The sequence below is a fragment of the Streptomyces sp. NPDC029466 genome, from assembly GCF_055574515.1.
This window is the reverse complement of record NZ_JBVHZH010000026.1, coordinates 1-22,393: the sequence shown is the minus strand read 5'-3', so window position 1 is coordinate 22,393 and position 22,393 is coordinate 1. Positions and strand designations below refer to the sequence as shown.

The window sequence follows — 22,393 nt, the reverse complement described above, 5'->3', positions numbered from 1 at the left end:
GACGGACGGCCGCCGGGGCGCCTCACAGGCCCCGCGCGGCCTCCGTCGCCCAGTACGTGAGGATCATGTTCGCGCCGGCCCGCTTGATGCCGGTCAGCGTCTCCAGGATCGCCCGGTCCCGGTCGATCCAGCCCTTCTCGGCGGCGGCCTCGACCATCGCGTACTCACCGGAGATCTGGTACGCGGCCACCGGCACCTCCACCGCGTCCGCGATCTTCGCCAGCACGTCCAGGTACGGCAGCGCCGGCTTGACCATTACCATGTCGGCGCCCTCCTCCAGGTCGAGCGCCAGCTCGCGCAGCGACTCACGGAGGTTGGCCGGGTCCTGCTGGTAGGTCTTACGGTCGCCCTGGAGGGACGAGCCGACGGCCTCCCGGAAGGGGCCGTAGAAGGCGGAGGAGTACTTCGCGGTGTAGGCGAGGATCGAGACGTCCTCGTGGCCGGTCTGGTCCAGAGCGTCCCGGACGACACCGATCTGGCCGTCCATCATGCCGCTGGGGCCCACGACATGGACGCCCGCATCAGCCTGGACCTGCGCCATCTCGGCGTAGCGCTCCAGCGTGGCGTCGTTGTCGACCCGGCCGTCGGCGTCCAGGACACCGCAGTGCCCGTGGTCGGTGTACTCGTCCAGGCACAGGTCCGACATGATCACGAGGTCGTCGCCGACCTCGGCCCGCACGTCCCGGATGGCGACCTGGAGAATCCCGTCCGGGTCGGTGCCCGCCGTACCGACGCCGTCCTTCTTGGCGTCCTCCGGCACCCCGAACAGCATGATCCCGGCGACTCCGGCCTCGACCGCCTCGACGGCGGCCTTGCGCAGCGTGTCACGGGTGTGCTGGACGACGCCCGGCATGGCGGAGATCGGCACCGGCTCGCTGATCCCCTCCCGGACGAACGCCGGGAGGATCAGGTCCGCCGGATGCAGCCGGTGCTCCGCGACCATCCGCCGCATGGCGGGGGTGGTGCGCAGGCGCCGCGGCCGCGCCCCTGGGAAGCTTCCGTACTTCGTCATACCGAACACGCTACGCCCGCTTTGCCCCTGCCCTTGCCGACGGTTCGTCGGAGGGGACGGGTCCGGCGGCGGCCTGCCTGCCGGACCCGCTCAGGCCCTCAGCGGCTCAGGCCACTCAGGCCGCGACAGCGGGATCGCGGGACTCCGGCTCGCCCCGGCAGTCCCGACAGTCCCGGCAGAGCCCCGGTTCCCGTCCCCGGAAAGCCCGTTCGCAGCCGTCACAGGTCTGGAAGGGAGCAGGCCGGGGTGGCCGCCCCACCCCCGTATCGAGGTCCGGCGGGCTCTCGGGGCCTGCGGGGAGCGGTGGCGGCAGCAACTCCCGGAGGCGGTGGGCGACCAGCCCCGCCGGGTTCCTCAGGTCCGGCGGGAGATCCGCGGTCAGGGTGCGGCGGACTGCCGCTGCGCTCGCACCGTTCTCGAACCAGGCGGCGACGCCGGGGGCGAGACGGCGTACGTCCCGTTCGGGGAGCGTCAGACGGTCGTCGGTACGGCGCAGAGCCACGAGGAGCGCGCGGGCGGCGGTGCGGCGCTCGCCGGAGGCGGCGGGCGCCTCGACGGCGGGGGCAGGGGCCGGCACCTGCGGCCGGGGCTGCTCCGGTGCCACCGGCGGCGGGGCTGCCTCTCGCGCCGCCGCGCCCTGCCCCTGGCCCGGCCCCATGGCGGCGGGAGCGCTGTGCGCGTACGTACGAGTGATCACGCGGCCGTCCGAGGTGCGCTCCCGTACGCGCTGGACATAGCCGTGCGCCTCCAACTCCCGCAGGGCGAAGGCGATCCGGTCCCGCCCCTCGGGGAAACGGGCCGCGAGCGTACGGATGTCGACCGGCGCGCCCTCGGGCAGCGACAGGATGTGGGTGCCCACCCCGATCGCGGTCAGGGACAGGTCGCGGTGCTGGGCGAGGTGATTGCCGATGATCGTGTACCGGTCCGGCTGGTACTGCCGGATATGCGTCACCCCACTGTGGGTGGCACTTTGCCGAACTCGGGAATACGGGCGCTCGGCACGGTTAGGCTTCTCTTCAGCCATCGGGAAGGTCTCGTCTTCCTTTGTGGTCAGGCCCTCGCACCGGGATTGCCGTCCCGGCGGGGGCCGTCGCATGTCTGCGGTTGTCAGGCCCGAGACTGCCCACCCAAGTCGGCCGCGCGCCAGCTGAGTTGAGGCGATTCACCCCCACGGGTGACGTACGCGGGGTTTGGCAGGTTTGGAAGGTTCTCTCCCAGGGTTCTTTGTTCTTGACGGCCCGCCGCACCGCCCGCCGGGCCACCGGGTCCCGGGTTTCCGGGCGCCGGTCCGGCGTTCAGCACCCGGCACCAAGATCGACCTCCGCCCACACGGTCTTGCACGGCATCGGCCCCTCCTGGACGCCCCAGCGGTCCGCCAACTCCCCTACGAGCAGCAGCCCGTGCCCGGACTCGGCCGGCGCGTCGCCGCCGGTCGGCCTCCGGACCGGCAGGCGGTCACCGCGCGTATCGGTGACCTCGATACGGAGCGTGGCGGACGGGCCGGCAGCGAGGGTGAGCCGGAACATCCGCCCGGGAACGCGCCCGTGCAGCACGGCATTCGCCGCCAGCTCGGCGACGAGCAGCCGCGCGGGGTCGAAGGGCAGCTCCCACGAGGCCAGTTGCTCCACCGCCAGAATGCGCGCCAGCCGGGCTCCGCGCCGGGTGGCGGAGAGCGGTACGGAGAACCGGAGTGCCGGGGCGGGGCCGACGGCGAGCGCGGTAACGGAATTGCTGGTTCGAGTGATTCGCTGATTCACGTCACACAGCGTGGTCGTGCGCATCCAGCCTGAGAAGGACCGGGAGCCGGACAGCAGGCGATTGTCCGGAGCCGTACGGCTCTTGTCCGGGCCATGCGGCGTAGCGGTCACGGACGACGGACGTTGAACATGGCCACAAGGCGGAGGGACGTCAGGCATGAGCGAATGGGATACGGGTCCGGAGGACGAGGAAGCCGGGGCCGTGATGAAAATCGTCGGGCGGCAGCTCAAGCTGTGGCGCGAGGCGGCCGGGCTCACCCAGACCGAGTTCGGGAAAGCGATCGGGTACAGCGAGGAGTCGGTGTCCGCGGTGGAGCGCGGACGCCGGGTTCCCCAGCCGGAGTACCTGGACCTGGCGGACGAGGTACTGGGAGCCGGTGGCCGGCTTGCCGCGCTGAAGGAGGACGTGGCACTCGTCCGCTACCCGAAGAAGGTCCGGGACCTGAAGAAGCTGGAGGCAGCGTCGGTTGAGCTGTGTCACTACGAAAACTCCGTCTTCAACGGCCTGCTGCAGACCGAGGAGTACGCACGAGCACTCATCGGCAACCGCCGCCCATTCTTCACACCACGCGAAATCGAGGAGCGCGTAGCGGGCCGCATGGCCCGCCAGGAGATCCTGGACAGTTCAGCGACTCCGCCCATCTTCAGCTTTGTTCAGTGCGAGTCGACGCTGCGCCGTCCCATCGGGGGCAAACCGGTGATGCGCAGGCAGCTCGAACGGTTGCTGGAGGTCGGTCAGTTCCGGAACGTGGACCTCCAAGTGCTCCCGCTGGGACGGGAAGTGAACCCAGGCCTCAGCGGTTCGTTCAGCCTGCTCCGGCTGAAGAACGGCGATACGGTGGCACACGCCGAGGTCCAGCACCTCAGCCGAGTGATCTCCGAACCCCCACAGGTACAGATGCTCGACATGCGTTATGGCAACATCCGGGCGCAAGCTCTCACACCACGTGAGTCACTGACCTTCATCGAGAAAGCGCGGGAGAAGACATGACCCTCAAGCCTTCCTCCGGGACCGAGCGCGAACCGAACTGGGCGAAGAGCAGCTACAGCACCGACGAGGGGGCCCAGTGCGTCGAGTTCGCCACCACCCCCGAAACCATCCTCATCCGCGACTCCAAGAACCCCAACGGCCCCCGCCTCACCTTCGCTCCCACCGCCTGGGCCGACTTCCTCCCGTACGCCACCGCGCGCTGACGGCGGGCGGAGACGGCACCGGCCCCACTCCCAAGCGACCCTCCTATGCGGCTCTCCTAGGCGACCTGCGCGTCCAGCGCGGCACGGAGCCAGTCGTCCATGGCGCCGATGGTCGGCTGCCGGGAAGCGGAGGGGAGTTCGCCGACGAGTTGCCAGTAGCGGTCCAGGAGGGGATGCGCGATCCGGCCCAGCTGGGCGCTGAGCTGGCGGCGGAAGGCGGGGGTGTCCCGCGTGTTGCGCAGGCCGGCGTGGGCGGCGACGAAACAGTCGAGGGCTTCGCCCGCGTGCGGGGGCCGTCGGTCCCGTACGTCCGCCGAGGCGAGCGCGCACGCCTCGACGAGCCCCTCGTAGAGGACGGCCGGGCGGCAGGCCTCGTCGGGGGTCCGGGGGTCGAGGCGGCGGACGTTGATGTCGACGACGCGGCGGTCGGTGGCGACGGCGTGAAGTCGGGCGAAGACCAGCACCTGGGACGGGGTCGGGTCGGCGGGGAGCTGCGGCACCGCCGCTTCGAGCAGCGTGGAGAGCAGGCGGGCCGGGAGCCGCGGGGGGAGTACGTGACGCCAGAAGCGGGCCAGGGCGTCCGTGTTCGGCGGGATGTTCACGGCACCGATCAGGCGCAGGCGGTCGGCGCGTTCCTCGGGGGCGCAGTCGCGGAGAAGGTGAAGGGCGGCCTCCCGCCAGCGCAGGGCGGACAGTTGCGTGCCGAGTTCCCGGAGCTGCCCCGCGACGGCGCCCTCCAGGGCGTCCGTTGCGCTCGGCGCGTCCTCCTGGGCGAGGATCCGGTCGACCTGCGGCAGTGGCAGGTCGAGGGTGCGCAGCGAACGGATCAGACGGAGCCGGTCCAGGGCCTCGGGGCCGTACCGGCGGTGGCCCCCGACGCTGCGGGTGGCCTCGGGCAGCAGGCCGCGGTCCGAGTAGAAGCGGACGGTCTTGACGGTGACGCCTGCCTGCTCGGCGAGTTCGCCGATGCCCCACAAGCCGTCAGGGGACGCGGACCCGGTCATGCCTTGAACCTCCCTCAGGGGGAGTTCCTACCGTAACGGCATGCGCGGCCGGGTCAACGGGGGTCCGGCCGCGCGGCCGAGCTGTGCGAGGAGGCGTTGATGACGGCGTATGTGCTGGTGGCGGGCGGTCATATGGGCGGCTGGCTGTGGCAGGACCTGGTGGACCGGCTACGGGAGCGGGGAGCCGAGGCCTACGCGGCCACGCTCACGGGCCTGGGCGACCGCCGCCATCTGGCGGGCCCGGAAACGGACTTGGAGACACATATCGAGGATCTGGTGCAGCTCATCGATCACGTGGATGCGCCGGAGGTGGTGCTCGTCGCCCACTGTCACGGCAGCTTTCCGGCACTGGGCGCCGCCGACCGGCGCCCGGAACGGGTGTCCCGGATCGTGTACGTGTCGGCGCCCCTGCCGATGGACGGCTTCTCGGTGCACGGTCTGGTGGACGCGTTCGAGCCCGATCCCGCGGTCCGCGACGGGTGGCGGCAACGGGCCGAACAGGCCGAGGACGGCTGGCGGATCCCCCCGCCGTCACTCGACGACGTGCAGGCCCGGAACAGCGTCGCGGACGTCCCCGCGGACGCGCTGGCCCGGCTCGTCCGCCTGGCCGCCCCGCAGCCGCTGGGTGCGCTCACCCAGCCGCTGAGGCTGTCGGGGGCCGCCGCCAAGCTGCCGACGAGCGGCGTCTTCTGCACCGGCACGGGGATGAACATCGCCATGGTCGAGTCCCTGGTGCGGTCGGGGGAACCGCGCTTCCAGATGCTCGCCGAGCCTCAGGTGGCCTTCTTCGAACTCGCCACCGGGCACTGGCCGATGCTCTCCGTCCCGGACGAGCTCGCCGGGGTGCTGCTCCGGGCCGCCGCGGGTGAAGGGCAGCGGGTGACGGCATAGTCCTGCTCGGCGAGGGCGGCGGCCGCCCGCCCTCGCGCAAAGGGCGCCCCCGGAGGGGCGCCCTTCAGCCGTACCTACTACTACCGCTCCGCTCAGCTACGAGCCCGCCGACGCGACCCCGGCCGCCGCTCGCTCGGCCGCGTGACCGGGTCCCCGGCCTCCAGCGCGGCATCGCGGCGCGCCGCCCCGAAGTCCGCGAGCGCCTCGGCCAGCTTGTGCACCGACGGCTCGGGCGACATGACATCCACCCGCAGCCCGTGCTCCTCGGCGGTCTTGGCGGTGGCCGGCCCGATACAGGCGATCACGGTCACGTTGTGCGGCTTGCCGGCGATGCCGACGAGGTTCCGCACGGTGCTCGACGACGTGAACAGCACCGCGTCGAAGCCACCGCCCTTGATCGCCTCACGGGTCTCGGCCGGCGGCGGCGAGGCGCGCACCGTCCGGTAGGCGGTGACGTCGTCGACCTCCCAGCCCAGCTCGATCAGCCCGGCGACCAGGGTCTCGGTGGCGATGTCGGCACGCGGCAGGAAGACCCGGTCGATCGGGTCGAAGACCGGGTCGTAGGGCGGCCAGTCCTCCAGCAGGCCGGCGGCGGACTGCTCACCGCTCGGCACCAGGTCGGGCTTCACACCGAAGGCGACCAGCGCCTTGGCGGTCTGCTCGCCGACCGCGGCGACCTTGATCCCGGCGAACGCGCGGGCGTCCAGGCCGTACTCCTCGAACTTCTCCCGGACGGCCTTGACGGCGTTGACCGAGGTGAAGGCGATCCACTCGTAGCGGCCGGTGACCAGGCCCTTGACCGCGCGCTCCATCTGCTGCGGGGTGCGCGGCGGTTCGACGGCGATGGTCGGGACCTCGTGCGGCACCGCGCCGTACGAGACGAGCTGGTCGGAGAGCGACGCGGCCTGCTCCTTCGTACGCGGCACGAGCACCCGCCAGCCGAAGAGCGGCTTGGACTCGAACCACGAAAGGCGGTCGCGCTGCGCGGCGGCACTGCGCTCACCGACCACGGCTATGACCGGCTGGCCGCCGTCCGGCGACGGCAGCACCTTGGCGGCCTTGAGCACCTGTGCGACCGACCCGAGGGTGGCGGTCCAGGTGCGCTGACGGGTGGTGGTACCGGCGACGGTGACGGTCAGCGGGGTGTCGGGCTTGCGGCCGCCGGACACCAGCTCACCGGCGGCCGCGGCCACCGAGTCGAGGGAGGTGGAGACGACGGCGGTGGCGTCGCTGGCACCCACCTCGGACCAGCAGCGCGCATCCGCGGTGCGGGCGTCGACGAAGCGGACGTCGGTGCCCTGCGCGTCCCGCAGCGGGACACCGGCGTACGCGGGCACGCCGACGGCCGCGGCGATACCGGGCACGACCTCGAAGACGATGCCTTCGGCCGCGCAGGCCAGCATCTCCTCGGCGACGTACCCGTCCAGGCCGGGATCTCCGCTGACGGCACGGACGACCCGCTTGCCCGCACGGGCGGCCGCCATGACAAGATTGGCGGTGTCCCTAAGGGCCGGGACATCGGCGGGGATTGACGCCTCGTCGGCTGACGCCTGGAGCGGTGTGTCCACCTGTGCGCGGGCATGCACGCGCACGACGTCCAGCACCTGCGGGTCGGCGATCAGTACGTCCGCGGAGGCCAGCGCCTCCACGGCACGCAGCGTCAGCAGACCCGGGTCTCCCGGCCCGGCACCCAGGAAGGTGACCTGACCGGAGGCGGAGTGGTTTGGGGCGGTGGGGTTCAAAGTGCTCGCTCCCCCATAAGACCGGCCGCACCCTTTGCGAGCATCTCGTCGGCGAGTTCACGGCCCATGTTCAGCGGGGTCGCGGCATCGTCGGGAGAGGCGGGTACGTGCCCGGTGGTGGACATCTGCACCAGCGTGCTGCCGTCGGTCGTGCCGACGACACCGCGCAGGTGCAATTCGGTGACAGCCTGCTCGTCACGCTTGAGGTCGGCCAGTGCTCCGACGGGTGCGGAACAGCCGGCCTCCAGGGCGGCGAGCAGGGATCGCTCGGCGGTCACGGCGGCCCGGGTGTCCGGGTCGTCGAGCTCGGCGAGCCGGGCGGCGAGGTCCGCGTTGACCGCGGCGCACTCGATCGCCAGCGCCCCCTGGCCGGGGGCAGGCAAAACCACGTCGGGCGACAGCAGTTGCGTCGCCACGTCGATCCGGCCGATGCGGGTGAGTCCGGCGGCGGCCAGTACGACCGCGTCCAGTTCGCCCTTCTCGACGAAGCCGATGCGGGTGTCGATGTTCCCGCGTATCGGCACGGTCTCCACACGCCGGCCCAGCGACCTGGCCCAGGCGTTCAGCTGCGCCATCCGCCGGGGCGAGCCGGTGCCGATGCGGGCCACCCGGTCCTCGTCGGCGGTCAGCTGCTCGAAGGTGAGCCCGTCCCTGGCGATCAGCGCGTCCCGGGGGTCTTCCCGTACGGGTATCGCGGCCAGGGTCAGCTCCTCGGGCTGCGTGGTGGGCAGGTCCTTGAGCGAGTGAACGGCGAAGTCGATCTCCCCGGCGAGCAGCGCGTCCCGCAGCGCGGAGACGAACACACCGGTGCCGCCGATCTGCGCGAGGTGCTCGCGGGAGGTGTCCCCGTAGGTGGTGATCTCCACCAGTTCGACGGGGCGGCCGGTCAGTGCGCGCACCGCCTCGGCGACCTGTCCGGACTGGGCCATGGCGAGCTTGCTGCGCCGCGTGCCCAGCCGCAGTGCTCTCGTGGTGCTGTCGGTCATGCCCGCTCCCGTGCATCGTGCCTGTCGGCGCGCGTGTCGGCCCGGCTGACGGCGGCGACCGTCTGGGGGTCGAGGTCGAAGAGTTCCCGCAGGGCGTCCGCGTACCCGGCGCCGCCGGGCTCGCTGGCCAGCTGCTTGACCCGGACGGTGGGCGCGTGCAGGAGTTTGTCGACGACGCGGCGCACGGTCTGGGTGATCTCCGCGCGCTGCTTGTCGTCGAGGTCGGGAAGGCGGCCGTCGAGCCGGGTGATCTCACCGGCGACGACGTCCGCGGCCATGGTGCGCAGGGCGACCACGGTGGGGGTGATGTGCGCGGCCCGCTGGGCGGCGCCGAACGCGGCGACCTCATCGGAGACGATGCCGCGCACCTTGTCCACGTCGGCCGCCATCGGTGCGTCCGCGGACGCGTCGGCCAGCGACTCGATGTCGACGAGGTGCGCGCCCTCGATCCGGTGCACCGCGGCATCTATGTCCCGCGGCATGGCGAGATCGAGCAGCGCCAGCGGAGCCGTACGGCCGTCGCGCGCGGCGGCGACCATCTCGCCCGCCAGGACCAGGCCGGTCGCACCGGTACAGGAGACCACGATGTCGGCGAGCGCCAGCTCTTCCGGCACGGAGGTCATCGCCACCGCACGGGCGGCGAGTCCGGTGCCGGCGCCGGTCCCGCCCGGCTCGGTGAGGATCCGCACCAACCGCTCGGCGCGCTCGACGGTGCGGTTGGCGACGGCCAGCTCGCCGACCCCGGCCCGTACGAGCGTGGTGGCGGCCAGCGACGACATCGAGCCGGCGCCGATGACCAGCGCCCGCTTGCCGCGCGCCCAGTCCTCGACGTTCCGGCCGGCCGCGAGCTGCTCCAGCCCGAAGGTGACCAGCGACTGGCCGGCCTTGTCGATACCGGTCTCGCTGTGGGCCCGCTTGCCGACCCGCAGGGCCTGCTGGAACAGATCGTTCAGCAGCCGGCCCGCGGTGTGCTGCTCCTGCGCGACGGCCAGCGCGTCCTTGATCTGCCCGAGGATCTGGCCCTCGCCGACGACCATCGAGTCCAGGCCGCAGGCCACCGAGAAGAGGTGGTGGACCGCCCGGTCCTCGTAATGGACGTAGAGATAAGGGGTGAGCTCCTCCAGACCGGCACCGCTGTGCCGGGCCAGGAGGCCGGACAGCTCGGCGACACCCGCGTGGAACTTGTCCACGTCGGCGTAGAGCTCGATGCGGTTGCAGGTGGAGAGCACCGCGGACTCGGTGACCGGTTCGGCCGACACCGCGTCCTGGAGCAGCTTGCCGCGCGCCTCCGGGGCGAGCGCGGCCCGCTCCAGCACGCTCACCGGCGCGCTGCGATGGCTCAGTCCGACGACCAGAAGCGTCATGCCGGCATCACGGCGGGCATGTCCCCGTCAGGTCCCTTGCGATCGTCCGCCACCGCGGCGCGGGCGGCGGTCGCCGGCCCACCGCTGTCGGGCCCGACCTCCTCGCCGGCCTTGCGCTGCTCGTGGAAGGCGAGGATCTGCAGCTCTATCGACAGGTCGACCTTGCGGACGTCCACCCCGTCGGGCACGGTCAGCACGGTCGGCGCGAAGTTGAGGATCGAGGTGACACCGGCCGCGACCAGGCGGTCGCAGACCTGCTGGGCGGCCCCGGCCGGCGTGGCGATGACGCCGATCGAGACGCCGTTGCTCTCGATGATGTGCTCCAGCTCATCGGTGTGCTGGACCGCGATGCCCGCGACGGGCTTGCCGGCCATGGCCGGGTCGGCGTCGATCAGCGCGGCGACGCGGAACCCGCGCGAGGCGAAGCCGCCGTAGTTGGCGAGGGCGGCGCCGAGGTTACCGATACCGACGATGACAACCGGCCAGTCCTGGGTCAGCCCCAGTTCACGCGAGATCTGGTAAACGAGGTACTCCACGTCGTAGCCGACGCCGCGGGTCCCGTAGGAGCCGAGGTAGGAGAAGTCCTTGCGCAGCTTGGCGGAATTGACCCCCGCCGCGGCCGCGAGCTCCTCGGAGGAGACCGTGGGTACCGAACGCTCGGAGAGCGCGGTCAGTGCACGCAGATACAGCGGAAGCCGGGCGACGGTGGCCTCGGGAATGCCTCGGCTTCGGGTCGCCGGTCGGTGAGTTCGGCCAGTTGCCACGGTGCTCCTGCGGGTAGAGCGGGGCTGCGGGCGACCGTATGGAACCCGACCGCCCTGTCTTGTGCAGGCTATGTCTTTGTGAACGCGTGCACAAAGATGGTGTCCGTTTTGTCGGGCCAAAGTGACCGGGGTCACGCGGCCATTACAAGCCTCCGCGGAACCAACTCCCACGTCACACCGTTCACTCGCGCCACCCGTTTCCACGGGTAGCACCGACGGGAGCACGCGCCCTCACTCCTTACCGCTATACCCCCGGAAACCTACAAATCGCCCACCGATGGTAATCGAACCCGGCCGGGCCGGGCACCGCCGCGACCCGGCACAATGGCTCCATGGCCCCCTTGTTCAGCCGCAGCCCCCGCAAGAACCCCGCCGACCGGCTGGTCACCCTCGTCGGCAAGCCGGGCTGCCACCTCTGCGACGACGCCCAGGCCGTGATCGAGAAGGTCTGCGCCGAGACCGGCGCGTCGTGGGAGCGGAAAGACATCACCGAGGACCCCGAGCTGCACCGCAAGTACTGGGAGCAGATTCCGGTCATCCTCGTCGACGGCGCCCAGCACGACTTCTGGCGCGTCGACCCGAAACGCCTGCGTACGGCCCTGGGCACCTGACCCCGGCCCCCAGCCGCGCCTGAAAACCCCCATCCCGCCGCGCGCGGAATCGCCACCCCCGCCGCACGAGGAATCACCCACCCCCGCCACGCGTGAATTCCCCACCCCGCCACGCGAGGAATCGCCACCCCCGCCGAGGGAATTCCCCCTCCCCCCGCCACGTTGTGGCCCCGCAGGGGGCCTTCTCGCCCCCTACGGGAAGCGTTCGCCCGCCCCCTAAGGCCCCGCTGAGGTGGCCGTAATGCGCCCTTCCCCCTCCCCAGGCCCTCCTGACACGCGCCCGTAACCGGCTGCACCGAACAAACTGGCTACGCTGTCGGCATGTCGCCCGCTCGCCGATCCGGCTGGATGCCCTCCGGGGCGCTCTTCGACCTGGGCTGGATCCCTCGCCGCCGACGCCCCGCCACGGCCCGCAGCGTGCTGGCCGGCGAGGCCGCGGCCGAGGCCGCCCGCAAGTCCTCCCAGGAGGCCCCGCCCGTCGAGGAGACGCCCGCGGAGCCCGAATTCCCGGTGGTCGGGGACACCGCGGCCGCCGCGTTCTTCGACCTGGACAACACCGTCATGCAGGGCGCCGCGCTCTTCCACTTCGGCCGCGGCCTGTACAAACGGCACTTCTTCCACAAGCGAGACCTCGCCCGCTTCGCCTGGCAGCAGATCTACTTCCGGCTGGCCGGCTCGGAGAACCCCGAGCACATGGCGGACGTCCGCAACAGCGCGCTGTCCATCGTCCAGGGCCACCGCGTCGCCGAGCTGATGTCCATCGGCGAGGAGATCTACGACGAGTACATGGCCGAGCGGGTCTGGCCCGGCACCCGTGCCCTGGCCCAGGCCCACCTCGACGCCGGCCAGAAGGTCTGGCTGGTGACCGCGGCCCCCGTCGAGACCGCGACGATCATCGCCCGCCGGCTCGGCCTGACCGGCGCGCTGGGCACCGTCGCCGAGTCCGTCGGCGGTGTCTACACGGGCAAGCTGGTCGGTGAGCCGCTGCACGGCCCCGCCAAGGCCGAGGCGGTGCGCGCACTGGCGGCCGCCGAGGGCCTGGACCTGTCGCACTGCGCCGCCTACAGCGACTCCGCCAACGACATCCCGATGCTCTCGCTCGTCGGGCACCCGTATGCGATCAATCCCGACAGCAGGCTGCGCAAGCACGCCCGGGAGCAGGGCTGGCGGCTGCGCGACTACCGCACCGGCCGGAAAGCGGCCAAGATCGGCATCCCGGCGGCGGCCGGGGTGGGCGCCCTCGCCGGCGGCGCCGCGGCCGCGGTCGCGCTCCAGCGCCGACGCCGCTGACCAGGCCAGATCACCAAACGGACGGGACGGCCATCCCCTCTCCCTACCCCCCGTGCCGTCCCCTCAGTCCCGCTGCCGTCGGTCAGCCACAACACGCCTTCCAACCAGGCAGATTGCGTTCCCTTCCGATCAATAGTTGCTCAGTATTCGATACTTGATCTGCCACCAACCCGGCACGGACCGTAACTAATCGATGATTTGAGCAACTGGGTGTAGCGCTGCCTGTACGAAGCGTTATTCTCCTCAGACGCAATCCGGAACCCACACGTCCCTACGAGGAGTGAACGGTCCCGCACTGCACGTGATGGAAGCTCTGCCTCTGGGAGTCCCGTGTACCCACACGTCGGGGTTGACGCCTCGGGCCTGGCTACGCTGCGTACGACACTCGTCGACCACCTGCGCAGTTTTGTCCCCACCGCGTACGCCGTCCCCGCATTCGCCTCAGCCGTCCCCGCCGCCGGACCCTGCTATGCCCTGGCCGACGGGAGTGCTGCGGTCGGAAAGGCCGCCGGCAGAACCCGCCGCTCAGGCACCGGCACGACCACCGCCCGTCGCCCCGCCGACAGCGACAGCCGTCGCATGATGGACCTCGTCGAACGAGCCCAGGCCGGCGAGGCCGAAGCCTTCGGCCGCCTCTACGACCAGTACGCCGACACGGTCTACCGCTACATCTATTACCGCGTGGGCGGCCGCGCCACGGCCGAGGACCTGACCAGCGAGACCTTTCTGCGCGCCCTGCGCCGCATCGGCACGTTCACCTGGCAGGGCCGTGACTTCGGCGCCTGGCTGGTGACCATCGCCCGCAACCTCGTCGCCGACCACTTCAAGTCCTCCCGCTTCCGCCTGGAAGTCACCACCGGAGAGATGCTCGACGCCAACGAGGTCGAGCGCAGCCCCGAGGACTCGGTCCTCGAATCGCTCTCCAACGCCGCCCTCCTGGAGGCGGTACGCAAGCTCAACCCCCAGCAGCAGGAGTGCGTCACGCTGCGCTTCCTGCAGGGCCTCTCGGTCGCCGAGACCGCCCGCGTCATGGGCAAGAACGAGGGCGCGATCAAGACCCTCCAGTACCGCGCGGTCCGCACCCTCGCGCGACTGCTCCCCGAAGACGCCCGCTGACCCCCTGTCCACATGAACCGACGCCCCGTCCCACACCGCCATTCGCTCACTCTTGGTAACCACTCGCACCCGGTCGGTCAGATCATCGTGAGTGCGTAACCCGAGTGCCGCGCCGCTCGTTGTGCGGGATGCAGGCTCCATGCGGTCACGCCATGCCCGCGGCCACTCACTCGATCGAGTGGCCGCGGAGCACGGCGTGCAACCATCCGGTCCATCTGGACAGTCAAAGCCAGTCCGGGGAGTCGAGCGGGATGACGAGAGGAGGTGCCGCCCGTGATCGCAAATGTCTCGGTGCACCGGCGGGCCAACGCCTTCGCCCAGGCGCTGGAGGAGCAGGTCCTCGAAGGCGCGGCGGCCGAGGACCAGGTCGACAATCCGGCGCAAGCGCCGGGCGAAGCACGGCTGTTGGCGGTCGCCGACGGCCTCGGGAGACTCCCGGGGCCCGAGATGGCCACCGAGGTCAAGACTGTCCAGCGCGCCCAGCTCATCGCCGCGATGGAGGCCGCCTTCGCCGAAGGCGCTCCGTCCGACGGTGCCAGGGTGCCCGAGCAGCGCGCACACAAAGGCGCGCACCGCGCCACGAAATCGATCGGCCGACTGCGCCCGCGCTCCCGCCTCTCCAAGGGGCTGGCGGCCGGCGGGCTGACGGTCGGCGTCGCCGCCGGAGCGTTCAGCGGTGTCGCCGCGGCCAGCTCCGACGCCCTCCCCGGCGACTCCCTCTACGGCCTCAAGCGCGGTATGGAGGACCTCCGGCTCGGCATGGCCGACGATGACTCCGACCGCGGCCGGCTCCTTCTCGACCAGGCCTCCACCCGCATGATGGAGGTCCGCCGCCTGATGGAGCGCGCCCGGCTCGCCGACCTCGACCACGAGGCGCTCGGCGAGATCCGCAAGGCGCTGGCCGGCATCCGGCACGACGCGGGCGAGGGCCACCGCCTGCTGCACGCGGCGTATGAGCGCGATGGCTCGCTCGACCCCATCCAGGCGCTGAACTCCTTCACCAAGTCCCACCGCGGCACCTGGTCGCATCTGCGCGACAAGCTCCCGGTGCAGCTCACCGATGTCCGCGACGAGGTCAGCTCGGTCTTCGACGCCATAGACAAAGAGGTCGGTCCGCTCCGTTCGCTGCTGCCGTCCACTCCGGACAGCAGGCGCCACCACCGCGACACGCCCGCCTCCGCGGGCACCGGCTCCGGCTCCGACGGCCGTCCGGCGCCGTCCGGCAGCAAGTCCGCCCACGGCAAGCACCGCGCCGGCTCGCACGCCCCGCGCCCGTCGGCCTCACCCTCGCAGGAGGACGGCCTGCTCGGCGGCAGCACGGGCGGGCTGCTCGACCCGCCGTCCAAGGGCGACAGCCCGTCACCGCACGACGGGGGGAGCGGCGGCAAGGACACCGGCGGCCGCCCCGATGTCACCCTCCCGCCGCTGATCCCGGGGCTGCTTCCCGGTCTGGGCATCGACGGCGAGGATCTCCCCAAGTAGCCCGGCTCTCCGGTGCCGGCCCGCTCGGTGTTCTTCTGGTCCTTCCCTCAGAAGAACACCGAGCGTCGCTGTACCAGCAGCTTGTAGAGGGTGTGCTGAATCGTTTCCCGTACCTGATCGGTCAGGTTGAACATCAGCATCGGATCGTCCGCCGCCTCCGCCGGATAGCCAGCCGTCTGGATCGGCTCGCCGAACTGGATCGTCCACTTCGTCGGCAGCGGCACCGCACCCAGCGGCCCCAGCCACGGGAAGGTCGGCGTGACCGGGAAATACGGCAGCCCCAGCACCCGCGCCAGCGTCTTGGCGTTCCCGATCATCGGGTAGATCTCCTCCGCGCCGACGATCGAGCACGGCACGATCGGCACCCCGGCCTTCAGAGCCGTGGAGACGAAGCCGCCCCGCCCGAAGCGCTGGAGCTTGTAGCGGTCCGCGAAGGGCTTGCCGATGCCCTTGAAGCCCTCCGGCATCACCCCGACGATCTCACCACGCTCCAGCAGCCGCTGGGCGTCCTCCGCGCAGGCGAGGGTGTGCCCGGCCTTGCGTGCCAGTTCGTTTATCACGGGCAGGACGAACACCAAATCGGCTGCCAGCAGCCGGAGATGACGCTGCGCCGGGTGATTGTCGTGCACCCCGACCTGGAGCATCAGGCCGTCCAGCGGCAGCGTCCCGGAGTGGTTGGCGACGATCAGCGCACCGCCGTCGGAGGGGATGTTCTCCACCCCCTTCACCTCGACCCGGAAGTACTTCTCGTAGAAGGGCCGCAGCAGCGACATCAGGACCTGGTCGGTCAGCTCCTTGTCGTACCCGAAGTCATCGACTTCATAGTCGCCGGTGATCCGCCGCCGCAGAAACGCCAGCCCGCCCGCGATCCGTTCGTCCAGGGACCGCCCGGGACTCGGCCGCGCGGGCACCGCCGGCGGATGCTCGGTCCGTGCCTCCGGTACGGGCGCCAGCGCCGCATCGCGTCCCGCGCGCCCGGCCCGCCTGGCCTTCCTGCGCGCCCGGGGCTCCTCGCCGAAGGGAATGACCTTGGCGTCCGCCATCGTGGATGAACTCCTCACTGGGTCGGGCCGCCGCGTGCGGGCAGCACGCCGGCGAGCCGGTCGACGGTGCGGGCGAGGGACTCGGGCGGCAGCAGCCCGGGTCCGCGGCTGCGGGCGAATTCCGCGAAGGTCTCCGCCGTCGTGTACTTCGGGTGGAACCCCAGTGTCTCGCGCATCTGCGTCGTTTCGACGACCCTGCCGTGCGTGAGCAGCCGGATCTGTTCCGGCGAGAAGTCCGTGATGCCGATGGACCGCAGCGCCGTACCGGCCCAGGTGACCGTCGGCAGCAGCAGCGGCACGGTCGGCCGCCCCAGCCGCCGGGAGGTCTGCGAGAGCAGCAGCACACCGTCTCCGGCGATATTGAACGTGCCGCTGTTGAGCGTGCCGCGGCGCGGCGCGGCGGCGGCCATCCGCAGCACCTCGATGGCGTCGTCCTCGTGGACGAACTGCAGCCGCGGGTCGTAGCCGAGCACGGTGGGCCATACGGGCAGCGAAAAATACTCGGCGAGCGGGGAATCCGCGCACGGCCCGAGGATGTTGGCGAAGCGCAGCACACAGACCGCCACATCCGGCCTGCGGCGGGCGAAGCCGCGGACGTACCCCTCGACCTCGACGACGTCCTTGGCGAAGCCGCCACTGGGCAGTGACTTCGGGGTGGTGGTCTCGGTGAAGACGGCGGGGTCGCGGGGCGCGGAGCCGTAGACGCTGGTGCTGGACTTGATGACCAGCCGCTGCACATGAGGGGCCTTCTGGCAGGCGCCGAGCAGCTGCATCGTCCCGATGACGTTGGTTTCCTTCACCGAGGCGCGGCCGCCGCGCTTGCCCAACGGCGTGCCGTTGATGTCCATATGGACGACGGTGTCGACGCCCGTCTCGGCCAGGACCCGGGCAATGGCCGGATGCCGGATATCGGCTTTGAGGAATTCGGCGCCGCCCAGATGGTGCTCCGGTGGCACGGCGTCCACCCCGATCACCCGGTCGACATCGGGATCGCGCTGGATGCGGCGGACGAACCGGCCGCCCAATTGCCGTGCGACTCCCGTGACGAGCACGACCTTGCCCAAGATCAGCCCTTCCTTCCCGCCGCGACCACGACTGGCCCGAGCTGTGCAGACCACGCTATCGGGTCGGTGTTGCGCAGTGATGACCGCAGGATGCCCGTGGCCACATTTCCGTCCGACCACCGTCCATACGGCCCACAACGCACCGCAGCCCCCCATCGCTCCAAGGCGATGAGGGGCTGCGAATTCGCGATCAGCGTCGCTTACTTCTTGTTACGACGCTGAACACGGGTGCGCTTGAGCAGCTTGCGGTGCTTCTTCTTCGCCATCCGCTTGCGCCGCTTCTTGATAACAGAGCCCACGACTACCCTCGCTCACTTCGAATCACTCGGTGCGGGGCGTCCGAGCCCACACTACCTACATCGGGCCAGCCTACCCGCCGCCGGGCGAACGGCGTAATCCGAGGGTCGGCGACGGACCTGTCAGGCTGATTCCACCCCCACAAAGGACTCCCGGAGGTAGTCGTGCACCGCCTGCTCCGGAACCCGGAATGACCTCCCCACGCGAATCGCGGGCAGATGACCGCTGTGCACCAGGCGGTACACGGTCATCTTCGACACTCGCATCACCGTGGCGACCTCCGCCACTGTCAGGAACACGACCTCGTTCAGAGGCCTCTGGTCTGCCGCCATGTCACACCTGCACCTTCCGCATAAGACGGTCACCGGCTTCCCCTCCGGTGACTCTTCGTCGCTATGCGCTCACTCCCCAGATTAGGGGCGGGTGATGCGAGTGGGGAAGAGGAGCAGCGAACAGCCGCCTATCGGGACAGACATGCTCGATTCAACACATAGCGGGCCAGCGGCCGATAGTCCGCGGCCCGCACGGCGTCATCGAGCGGCACGACCACGGACACCCGTCCCTCGGCCTGGCCGACGAACGGCGCCGGGTCGTCCGTGTCCGCCAGCCCGATCGCCTCAAAGCCCAGCTGACCTGCCCCGCAGACCCAACCGTGGTCCCCGATCACCAGCCCCGGCAGCGGCCCCGCAGCGTCCGCCGCGGCCGCCAGAGCGGTCCGTACCGGGAGCGGGGAATGGGTGTGTACGCCCCCGGCCCCGGGCGCACCCCGCACGCCGGTTTCTCGCATCAGCGCGACTCCCCGTACGTACTCAAGGGTGCAGGGACGTACCCCGAACCGGGTCGCTATGTCGACACGGGCGCCATACGCCGGGGTGAGAACGGTGCAGCCCGCCGACGAGAGAGCGTCTGCGAGGGCGGCGTAGAACTCCAGCAGGCGGTGCGGATGGCCGGTGCCGATCAGCACCGGTGCCCGGCGGCCGGCCGCGGTGGCGATCCGTTCGGCGAACCCGTCCAGCGCGGCGACCGTGCGGTCCGGGTCGATCACATCCGGGCCGGAAGTGTGCGCGGGATCGACCGAAACCCCGCACTTCCGCCCCATCAGTCGCAGTACTTCACTCAGTGGCCAGTCCCGTTCGGGATCCAGCCCCAGCAGCGCCCTGGGGTCGCGTGCCGCGAAGAGCCGGTAGCGCGCCAGGCTCTTCTCCCGCGTGGTCGCGATCGTCCCCGCGAGCCGCGCCTCGATCAGGTGCGCCCGCAGCGCCCCGGTTCCCAACACGCTTCCCATACTGTCCGGTTGGTCGGCCTTCGGGTGCCCGGACCGACGGGACGTCACACATCCGTGGGGCGCGGAGCCGGATACGGCCGTACGGGGGCGGCGGACGGGGCGGTCGGTGCGGTGCGGTGCGGTGCGGGACGACGACCGCGTGCGGGCCGTCGGCTCTCGCGCAGTACCCGCTCCCGGGTCTCCGTAACAGCGTTACAGGGACCCGGCATGAAAGCCGGCCCTACGGCAGCAACCCGTGCGCCGGGAAGACCGCCCGACGGGTCGCCAGCACCGCCTGGTCCAGCCGGTCGGCCGGGTCATAGCCCTCGTCGAAGAAGTCCCGCCACTGCGGTGTACGGCCGTCCGTCATCCGGTGCGGCGCCAACTGGCGGGTCCGGCGGAACACTTCGTGCCGCCAGGCCTCCGGCACCATCGAGGTCGGCTCGATCGGCCGGCCCGCCGCGATCGCGACCAGATGCGTCCAGCTGCGCGGCACCACGTCCACCACCGCATAGCCGCCCCCGCCGAGCGCGACCCACCGGCCGTCGGCGTGCTGATGCGCCAGGTCGTGGCAGGCCTCCGCCACCGCACGCTGGGCGTCCAGGCTCACCGCGAGATGCGCCAGCGGATCCTCGAAGTGGGTGTCCGCGCCGTGCTGCGTCACGATCACCTGCGGCCGGAAGGCCCCCAGCAGCTCCGGGACCACCGCGTGGAACGCCCGCAGCCAGCCCTCGTCCCCGGTCCCGGCCGGCAGCGCCACATTCACCGCGGTGCCCTCCGCGCCCGCCCCGCCGGTCTCCTCCGGCCAGCCGGTCTGCGGGAAGAGCGTCCGGGGATGCTCGTGCAGCGAGATCGTCAGTACCCGCGGGTCCTCCCAGAACGCCGCCTGCACACCGTCTCCGTGGTGGACGTCCACATCCACATACGCGACCCGTTCGGCCCCCAGCTCCAGCAGCCGGGCGATCGCCAGCGACGCGTCGTTGTAGATGCAGAATCCGGCCGCCCCGCCCGGCATCGCGTGGTGCAGACCGCCGGCGAAGTTCACCGCATGCGCCGCGTCGCCGCGCCAGACGGCCTCCGCCGCGCCCACCGACTGCCCGGCGATCAGCGCGGACGCCTCATGCATCCGCGGGAACGCCGGATCGTCCGCCGTCCCCAGCCCGTACGACAGGTCCGCGGTCGCCGGGTCCGCCGAGGCTCTGCGGACCGCGGCGATGTAGTCCTCGCGATGCACCAGCCGCAGCGTGGAGTCCCCGGCCGGCTTGGCCGCGACCACCTCCAGCGGTCCGCGGTCCAGCTCGAACGCCTCCACCAAACGCATGGTCAGCGCGAGCCGGACCGGGTCCATCGGATGCCCGGACCCGAAGTCGTAGCCCGTTACTGCCTCATCCCACATCAGCTGTGCGCGGCCGCTCATGCCCGTCACCGTATCGGGCCGCCGGCGCCCCGAACGAGCGGGCATACACCAGCGTCACCAGCACCAGGGCCATCGGTACGAGCATCGCCCCCCGATAGCTCCAGGCATCACCCAGCGCACCGACCAGCGGAGAGCCGATCAAGAAGCCCACGTAATTGAAGATGTTCAGCCGCGCGACGGCCATGTCCGCGGCCTCCGGACCGTGCCGCTCAAAGGCGTAACGCCCCGCCGCGGCGAACGTCTGGGGCACGAGCACACTGAGCCCGAACCCCAGCAGCGTGAACCCCGCCATACCGGCCCACGCCCCCGGCGCCGCCGCCACCACCGCGAAGCCGCCCGCCGCGACCACCGCCCCGGCCCGCACCACCGCGGCCGCCCCGAAGCGCCGCACGCCCAGGTCCCCCACCGCCCGCCCGAGCAGCGTGGTGACCATATAGACGTTGTACGGGACGGTGGCGAGCTGCTCGGAGCTGCCCAGGACGTCCTGGAGGTACTTGGCGCTCCAGTTGGAGACGGTCGAGTCCCCGATATAGGCGAAGGCCATCACCAGACACAGCGGCAACAACAGCCGCATCGCCAGGGGCACGACGGCCCCTGCCGTCCCCTCCTCGCCGGCCCCCGGCGCCTCCCGGCCCCGGTCCACGAACCATCGGCCCACGAGCAGCGCCAGCGGCACCAGGACCGCCACAACCGGCCCGTACAGCAGCGCCAGCGACAGCTTCCAGTGCGCACCCGCCCAGGCCAGCGAGGCGCCCACGATGCCGCCCAGGCTGTACGCGGCGTGGAACCCGAGCATGATGCTCCGCCCGTACGCCCGCTGAAGGCTCACCCCGAGCATGTTCATCGAGGCGTCCAGCGCGCCCACCAACAGCCCGAACACCGCCAGCGCCAGCGCCGCCTGCGCCATCGAACCGACCGAGCCGACGGCGGCCAGCGCCAGACACACCACCGGCTGCACCGCTCGCAGCACCCGGCCGGGCCGCACCCGCTTCACCAGCCGCTCGGTGACGACGCTGCCCACCGCCGCGAGGACCGGCACCGCCGCCAGGAACACCGGCAGCAGGCCGTCCGAGATCCCGTAGCGGTCCTGGATCGCGGGTATTCGGGTCACCAGGAGGGCGAAGACCGCGCCCTGGATGAAGAAGCTCAGGGCGAGCGACACCCGGCCGTGCCGCAGCCGCGCTCCTGGTACCCGACGGGCCGTCATGGCCGCTCAGCCTAAAACTCCCCACTACCACTGGGTAGATGGATCACAGCGCCGATTTCCCTTGGCGTCCGGCGGTCGGCGGGGACGGTGTCCCCTACTGCAACAGCGCCGGCAGCTCCGCCATATGGGCGAACAGCACGGTGGCCCCGGCCTCCGTCAGCTTCTCCGCCGGTGTCATCGCCGTGAACCCGTAGACGTCCATCCCCGCGGCGACCGCGGCCCGCACGCCCAGCGGACTGTCCTCGACCACCGCACACCGCTCCGGCGCCACCCCCATCTCCTGCGCCGCATACAGAAAGAGATCCGGCGCCGGCTTCCCCTGCCCCACATCCTGCGACGAGAAGATCCGCTCACCGGCACCACCGCCGGCCACTGCGAACCGCTCCCACAGCCCGGTCTTCGTCAACGCCACCCGAATGCGATCATGGCTGCCCGACGACCCGACGCAGTACGGCACCCCGTCCGCGGCTAGCTTCTCCAACACCTCGCGCACCCCCGCCACCGGCTCCAGCCGCCTACGGAACTCGTCGAAGACCCGCGCATGAAAACTCTCGTCGAACTCGGCCGGCAGCCGCTTCCCGGACCGCCGGAGCACGACCTCATGAATGCGGTGCATCGCACCACCCATGTAATCCCGCAGCGAATCTTCGTAGCTGGTCGGATGACCCAATTCGGTGAGGTAGCCGGCAAGAATCCGATTGGAGATCGGCTCGCTGTCCACCAGGACACCGTCGTTATCGAAAATGACCAGGTCGTAGCGCATGCTCACGAGCCTACCGAGCGGCCGGAAACGCAAAAAAGCTCCGGTCCCTGAACCAGAGGTTCAGGGACCGGAGCTGAAAAATTGTTCGGCGGCGTCCTACTCTCCCACAGGGTCCCCCCTGCAGT

General features: G+C 71.1%; 23 protein-coding genes. 7 read left to right on the top strand and 16 right to left on the bottom strand.

The features are described from left to right. Positions 1-22: 22 nt before the first annotated feature. From hemB to ACZ4XD_RS20470, 3 genes are all read right to left on the bottom strand, one after another. Entirely contained in the window at positions 23-1,012 is a 990-nt protein-coding gene (hemB, locus tag ACZ4XD_RS20480; protein WP_468043965.1) for a porphobilinogen synthase, read from the bottom strand. 115 nt (positions 1,013-1,127) lie between these two features. Then, positions 1,128-2,036, bottom strand: a complete 909-nt coding sequence (locus ACZ4XD_RS20475) for a helix-turn-helix domain-containing protein (protein WP_468043963.1) — start codon at positions 2,034-2,036, stop codon at positions 1,128-1,130. A gap of 271 nt (positions 2,037-2,307) precedes the next feature. Beyond that, positions 2,308-2,769, bottom strand: a complete 462-nt coding sequence (locus ACZ4XD_RS20470; RefSeq protein WP_468043961.1) for an ATP-binding protein — start codon at positions 2,767-2,769, stop codon at positions 2,308-2,310. A 157-nt stretch (positions 2,770-2,926) separates the two neighbouring features. Here ACZ4XD_RS20470 and ACZ4XD_RS20465 point away from each other — a divergent pair, with 157 nt between their 5' ends. Both ACZ4XD_RS20465 and ACZ4XD_RS20460 read left to right on the top strand, forming a co-directional pair. Beyond that, entirely contained in the window at positions 2,927-3,760 is an 834-nt protein-coding gene (locus ACZ4XD_RS20465; RefSeq protein ID WP_468043959.1) for a helix-turn-helix domain-containing protein, read from the top strand. Next, complete coding sequence (locus tag ACZ4XD_RS20460) at positions 3,757-3,963, top strand: DUF397 domain-containing protein (protein ID WP_468043957.1); 207 nt, start codon at positions 3,757-3,759, stop codon at positions 3,961-3,963. Before ACZ4XD_RS20465 ends, ACZ4XD_RS20460 begins: the two co-directional genes overlap by 4 nt. Before the next feature lie 56 nt (positions 3,964-4,019). Here ACZ4XD_RS20460 and ACZ4XD_RS20455 read toward each other — a convergent pair whose 3' ends face one another. After that, positions 4,020-4,967 carry a MerR family transcriptional regulator gene (locus tag ACZ4XD_RS20455; protein WP_468043955.1) on the bottom strand — a complete coding sequence of 316 codons (948 nt, stop codon included), beginning with the start codon at positions 4,965-4,967 and terminating at the stop codon, positions 4,020-4,022. Positions 4,968-5,066: 99 nt separating this feature from the next. On the opposite strand from ACZ4XD_RS20455, the gene ACZ4XD_RS20450 reads away from it, so the two are divergent. Then, positions 5,067-5,858, top strand: coding sequence for an alpha/beta fold hydrolase (locus tag ACZ4XD_RS20450; protein ID WP_468043953.1), 792 nt, complete (start codon positions 5,067-5,069; stop codon positions 5,856-5,858). Between the two features lie 92 nt (positions 5,859-5,950). On the opposite strand, the gene ACZ4XD_RS20445 is transcribed toward ACZ4XD_RS20450, so the two are convergent. The 4 genes from ACZ4XD_RS20445 to ACZ4XD_RS20430 are packed head-to-tail and all read right to left on the bottom strand — an operon-like array spanning position 5,951 to position 10,714. Continuing rightward, a complete protein-coding gene (locus ACZ4XD_RS20445; protein ID WP_042155634.1) occupies positions 5,951-7,600 on the bottom strand; it encodes a bifunctional uroporphyrinogen-III C-methyltransferase/uroporphyrinogen-III synthase in 1,650 nt (549 codons plus the stop codon). Next, positions 7,597-8,586: a hydroxymethylbilane synthase gene (gene hemC, locus ACZ4XD_RS20440; protein ID WP_468043951.1), complete on the bottom strand. Its 990-nt coding sequence runs from the start codon at positions 8,584-8,586 to the stop codon at positions 7,597-7,599. The genes ACZ4XD_RS20445 and hemC overlap by 4 nt, the downstream gene beginning before the upstream one ends. After that, positions 8,583-9,950, bottom strand: coding sequence for a glutamyl-tRNA reductase (locus ACZ4XD_RS20435; RefSeq protein ID WP_468043949.1), 1,368 nt, complete (start codon positions 9,948-9,950; stop codon positions 8,583-8,585). Before ACZ4XD_RS20435 ends, hemC begins: the two co-directional genes overlap by 4 nt. After that, positions 9,947-10,714, bottom strand: a complete 768-nt coding sequence (locus tag ACZ4XD_RS20430; RefSeq protein ID WP_468043947.1) for a redox-sensing transcriptional repressor Rex — start codon at positions 10,712-10,714, stop codon at positions 9,947-9,949. The genes ACZ4XD_RS20435 and ACZ4XD_RS20430 overlap by 4 nt, the downstream gene beginning before the upstream one ends. A gap of 332 nt (positions 10,715-11,046) precedes the next feature. Between ACZ4XD_RS20430 and ACZ4XD_RS20425 the strand changes: the two genes are divergently transcribed. The 4 genes from ACZ4XD_RS20425 (at position 11,047) to ACZ4XD_RS20410 (ending at position 15,213) form a co-directional block, all read left to right on the top strand. Then, the gene (locus ACZ4XD_RS20425; protein ID WP_468043945.1) at positions 11,047-11,325 is read left to right on the top strand and encodes a glutaredoxin family protein; all 279 of its coding nucleotides are present in this window, start codon (positions 11,047-11,049) and stop codon (positions 11,323-11,325) included. Positions 11,326-11,673: 348 nt separating this feature from the next. Beyond that, on the top strand, positions 11,674-12,615 hold the full coding sequence (locus ACZ4XD_RS20420; RefSeq protein WP_033271004.1) for an HAD family hydrolase: 942 nt from the start codon (positions 11,674-11,676) through the stop codon (positions 12,613-12,615). Between the two features lie 330 nt (positions 12,616-12,945). Next, on the top strand, positions 12,946-13,731 hold the full coding sequence (locus tag ACZ4XD_RS20415) for an ECF subfamily RNA polymerase sigma factor, BldN family (protein WP_006604745.1): 786 nt from the start codon (positions 12,946-12,948) through the stop codon (positions 13,729-13,731). Positions 13,732-14,004: 273 nt separating this feature from the next. Further along, positions 14,005-15,213: a DUF5667 domain-containing protein gene (locus ACZ4XD_RS20410; RefSeq protein WP_468043942.1), complete on the top strand. Its 1,209-nt coding sequence runs from the start codon at positions 14,005-14,007 to the stop codon at positions 15,211-15,213. Between the two features lie 47 nt (positions 15,214-15,260). Here ACZ4XD_RS20410 and ACZ4XD_RS20405 read toward each other — a convergent pair whose 3' ends face one another. The 8 genes from ACZ4XD_RS20405 to ACZ4XD_RS20370 all read right to left on the bottom strand — a co-directional run bounded on the left by ACZ4XD_RS20405 (position 15,261) and on the right by ACZ4XD_RS20370 (position 22,268). Beyond that, complete coding sequence (locus tag ACZ4XD_RS20405; RefSeq protein WP_468043940.1) at positions 15,261-16,256, bottom strand: lysophospholipid acyltransferase family protein; 996 nt, start codon at positions 16,254-16,256, stop codon at positions 15,261-15,263. A 14-nt stretch (positions 16,257-16,270) separates the two neighbouring features. After that, complete coding sequence (locus ACZ4XD_RS20400; RefSeq protein ID WP_468043938.1) at positions 16,271-17,320, bottom strand: NAD-dependent epimerase/dehydratase family protein; 1,050 nt, start codon at positions 17,318-17,320, stop codon at positions 16,271-16,273. 200 nt (positions 17,321-17,520) lie between these two features. After that, complete coding sequence (locus ACZ4XD_RS20395) at positions 17,521-17,619, bottom strand: 30S ribosomal protein bS22 (protein ID WP_003948845.1); 99 nt, start codon at positions 17,617-17,619, stop codon at positions 17,521-17,523. A gap of 120 nt (positions 17,620-17,739) precedes the next feature. After that, a complete protein-coding gene (locus ACZ4XD_RS20390) occupies positions 17,740-17,949 on the bottom strand; it encodes a helix-turn-helix domain-containing protein (RefSeq protein ID WP_006604741.1) in 210 nt (69 codons plus the stop codon). Positions 17,950-18,077: 128 nt separating this feature from the next. After that, a complete protein-coding gene (locus ACZ4XD_RS20385; protein ID WP_251084615.1) occupies positions 18,078-18,893 on the bottom strand; it encodes a phosphatase in 816 nt (271 codons plus the stop codon). Positions 18,894-19,122: 229 nt separating this feature from the next. Then, positions 19,123-20,298 carry an acetoin utilization protein AcuC gene (locus ACZ4XD_RS20380; protein ID WP_468043936.1) on the bottom strand — a complete coding sequence of 392 codons (1,176 nt, stop codon included), beginning with the start codon at positions 20,296-20,298 and terminating at the stop codon, positions 19,123-19,125. Next, complete coding sequence (locus tag ACZ4XD_RS20375) at positions 20,267-21,505, bottom strand: MFS transporter (protein ID WP_468043934.1); 1,239 nt, start codon at positions 21,503-21,505, stop codon at positions 20,267-20,269. Before ACZ4XD_RS20375 ends, ACZ4XD_RS20380 begins: the two co-directional genes overlap by 32 nt. A gap of 94 nt (positions 21,506-21,599) precedes the next feature. Beyond that, entirely contained in the window at positions 21,600-22,268 is a 669-nt protein-coding gene (locus ACZ4XD_RS20370; protein WP_468043932.1) for an HAD family hydrolase, read from the bottom strand. Positions 22,269-22,393: the final 125 nt, after the last annotated feature.